The sequence below is a fragment of the Blautia sp. Sow4_E7 genome (genome assembly GCF_052116245.1).
In the GTDB taxonomy this organism is placed as follows: Bacteria; Bacillota; Clostridia; order Lachnospirales; family Lachnospiraceae; genus Blautia_A.
In genome coordinates, this window is the sequence record NZ_JBQKLL010000089.1 from 1 (window position 1) to 3,365 (window position 3,365).

The 3,365-nt window shown below is 45.2% G+C and carries 4 protein-coding genes; all 4 read left to right on the forward strand.

Annotated features, from left to right (window positions below; genetic code table 11):
- Nucleotides 1-195 precede the first annotated feature (195 nt).
- The 4 genes from ACTQ50_RS19255 (at nt 196) to ACTQ50_RS19270 (ending at nt 3,249) form a co-directional block, all read left to right on the forward strand.
- Complete coding sequence (locus ACTQ50_RS19255; protein WP_441485510.1) at nt 196-687, forward strand: DUF6431 domain-containing protein; 492 nt, start codon at nt 196-198, stop codon at nt 685-687.
- 76 nt (nt 688-763) lie between these two features.
- Nucleotides 764-2,179 carry a DDE-type integrase/transposase/recombinase gene (locus ACTQ50_RS19260; protein ID WP_441485511.1) on the forward strand — a complete coding sequence of 472 codons (1,416 nt, stop codon included), beginning with the start codon at nt 764-766 and terminating at the stop codon, nt 2,177-2,179.
- Nucleotides 2,166-2,987, forward strand: coding sequence for an ExeA family protein (locus tag ACTQ50_RS19265; RefSeq protein WP_441485512.1), 822 nt, complete (start codon nt 2,166-2,168; stop codon nt 2,985-2,987). The genes ACTQ50_RS19260 and ACTQ50_RS19265 overlap by 14 nt, the downstream gene beginning before the upstream one ends.
- Nucleotide 2,988: 1 nt before the next feature.
- The gene (locus ACTQ50_RS19270) at nt 2,989-3,249 is read left to right on the forward strand and encodes a DUF6618 family protein (protein ID WP_441485513.1); all 261 of its coding nucleotides are present in this window, start codon (nt 2,989-2,991) and stop codon (nt 3,247-3,249) included.
- Nucleotides 3,250-3,365: the final 116 nt, after the last annotated feature.

Genomic DNA, 3,365 nt, shown 5'->3' on the forward strand with positions numbered 1-3,365 from the left:
TGTTGATGCTCTTTTAAAATAGCATTTTATAGATCTTATTGCCTGTCGTCAGGTTGCTCTGTATACTGTCATTATCCTACAGAAAGAAAAAATCTCAGAGCACCCTCTTGGACAGTCGCGTACTCTGAGATCTGGTAAAAACCATGTTCATTATAGCAGAGTATTCGCTTGTCCGCAATGAGGAAAACGGTGTTTTTGGTTAAGAGCAGTGAAAATGTACCAGGATGTCCTTGCTGTGGTGGACAGCTCAGATACCGGGATTCCAGACTTCGTATCAGAAAGCATGAAGGTGGCGACCGGGATTTCCTGAGTATCCGGAGATTCAGATGTACTGCATGTGAGAGCTATCATAATGAACTTCCAGATGTATTGCTTCCATACAAACACTATGAAGCAGAGGTCATCAGTGGTGTGATCGATGGGATCGTAACGCCTAATGATCAGGATTCTGAAGACTATCCTTCAGTCAGTACCATGCTGTACTGGCTGCGATGGTTCCAACTTAATCTTTCAACCATGGAAGGATATCTTAGAAATGCAGGATACAGCATTCTCGGACTTGGCAAGGATATTCTTTTCTCTGACCAGTCACTGCTCGAAGCGGTCAGGAAAAAGTATTTTAACTGGCTGGAAAAGGCTGTTCGCATCATTTACAACAGCGGGGGTTTTCTGCCAGCCTTTTACTGATACACGCATGCACCTACTTTTGTTCGTCTGTCACAGGCTTCTCATATATAGTGATCTCAAAAGGAGGTCACGAATTATGAATACAAACCAACAGATAGTAAGACAATGGGAGGAACAGGAAGCTCTCCATCGTTTCCAGCTCATTTCCCCGCTTCTGCGCGAGGATCTGGATGATGCCAAAAAGCTCCAGCTCCGCAAACAGATCGCCGAGGAAAACGAGATCACGGTCCGTTCTCTATACCGCTATGAAAAGGCATACAGAGAAGGACAGTTTTCCGGATTAAAACCGGCAACCAGGAAGAAACACCGCTCACAGAGACTGCCAGAAAACTTTGAATTCCTTGTAGAACAGGCTATCCAGCTCAGAAAGGAAGTACCGGAACGTTCCGTCGCACAGATCATTCTGATCCTGGAGATGGAAGGACATGTGGCTCCCGGAATTTTAAAACGTCCGACTCTGGAACGGCATCTTTATAAGCGTGGTTTTGGCAGGGAACATATGAAGATGTACCGGGATGCACGCGAAAGCTCATCCAAACGGTTCTGCAAGCCACACCGCATGATGCTGATCCAGGGTGATATCAAGTATGGTCCCAAACTGCCTATCGGTAAAAATGGGGCAAAAGTCCAGACTTATTTATCTTCCGCGATCGATGATCATTCCAGATATATCTTGTCTTCCCGTTTTTATGATAACCAGGAAGAAACGATCGTGGAAGATACCTTTCATCAGGCCATAATACGCTACGGATCATTTGATGCCTGCTATTTCGATCATGGCAGTCAGTATGTTGCCAGACAGTTAAGCTGTTCCCTTGCCAGACTTGGGATCCGCGTAAAATTCGCACGCATCCGGAGTGGAAAAAGTAAGGGAAAAATTGAAAAGTTCCACCAGGTGGTAGATACCTTCAATCGGGAAGCAAAACTAAAAAATATAAGATCTCTGGAAGAACTGAACCATTTATGGTCCGTCTTCCTTGAAGAGTATTATCACAAAAAGCCGCACGAAGGCATTTCGGAATACTATGAAAGCCTTGGTGCCGCAGTACCTGAAAACGGGATCACGCCGCTTCAGGAATGGAACCGGGATACACGTCCGCTTAACTTTATCAATGCATCTGTTGTCTCAGAGGCATTTCTTCATCATGAAGAACGTAAAGTCGACAAAGGAGCCTGCATCAGTTTCCGGGGACAGCGTTATGAAACAAAGCCTGAACTGATCGGATACAAAGTAGGGATCGCTTACGATCCTGCGGCTCCGGAAGTGCTGACTGTCACTTATCCCGGCTATAAACCCTTCACAGCCAGACCACTTAAGATCGGATCTTACTGTGATAAAAATCCTACGCTTCCGGTTTCCATGCAGGGACAGAAGCCAAGTACCTCACGCTTTTTAGATGCTCTTGAAATACAGCATGAAAAGAACCGTGAACAGGTAGCCAATGCTATCTCCTTCGCATCTTACAGGAAGGAGGCGGATGGCAATGTATGAGACGTTCTTTGGCATGGAACATACTCCCTTTGTAAGGGATGTCCCTGCAGATAAACTGTATGAATCGCATTCTTTCCGCGAGACTCTCGGGCGTCTTGCTTATGTGGCAGACCGCCAGAAGTTTGCAGTAGTCACTGCAGATCCCGGCTGTGGAAAATCTACATTGATCCGCCGTTTTTATGAAGAACTGCCGAAATCAGAATACATTGTCCTTTATCTTTCTGATTCAAAACTGACTCCAAGGTGGTTCTATAAAGGGCTCCTGGACCAGCTGGGGCTGGAGTCCAGGTTTTACAGGGGAGATTCCAAACGCCAGCTGCAGCAACAGGTTGAGATCATCCGCGGAGTACAGCACAAAAAAGTAGTCTGTATCCTGGATGAAGCACATTTATTGGAGAAAGAGACTCTGGAAGAGTTCCGGTTTCTCCTGAATTACCGTTTTGACTCTATGAGCCCTATGGCCGTTGTATTAGTCGGACAGACCGAACTCTGGACAACAAAACTGAAACTTCAGCGTTACGCTGCAATCCGCCAGCGTATTGATATGTACTGTGTACTTCCCCATCTGGATCGGGCAGAATGTGAAAAATACATCCGTAGTCACCTGGACTATTCAGGATGTCAGCAGGAGCTGTTTACAGAGAAAGCCGTTGATGAAATCTATCGTTCATCTACTGGTATTCCAAGACTGATCAACCGTATCTGTGAGAAAGCATTGATGTATGCGTTCCAACAAAACAAGCGGCTGGTCGATGATCACATGATTCGTTATGTTACAGAACATGAAATGCTGGAGGCTAGAGAATAGTATGACAGATATTCATCCAATCCAGCTTCATGCGCAGCCTTATGAGGCAAAACTCAATCTGAATGGTAACAGCTATCACTTAATCTTTGGCAGACAGATAAATGGGTGGTTTTTATGTATTCCAAACCATCGGATAGGTGTGGAACTTGCACATCCTTCAGACCGATTCTGGAATAAGGAAAGTCTGGAAGCAACCGGAATGACGGCTAATGAAGCCAGTACGATCGCATGTGCTTTAAAAGAACTATCACAATTTATCTGATAATACTCTGGGGAGGGAAACTCCCCAGTCTGCTAACATAAACAAAGACAGAAAACTGAACAATCTACTGACAGGCGATGAAATCACATCAGTGACAGCTCATGAAGTCACTAACA

Coding starts and splice junctions, on each gene's coding strand:
- ACTQ50_RS19265 (WP_441485512.1), top strand. CDS start 2,166: ATGGCAATGTATGAGACGTTCTTTGGCATGGAACATACTCCCTTTGTA.
- ACTQ50_RS19260 (WP_441485511.1), top strand. CDS start 764: ATGAATACAAACCAACAGATAGTAAGACAATGGGAGGAACAGGAAGCT.
- ACTQ50_RS19270 (WP_441485513.1), top strand. CDS start 2,989: ATGACAGATATTCATCCAATCCAGCTTCATGCGCAGCCTTATGAGGCA.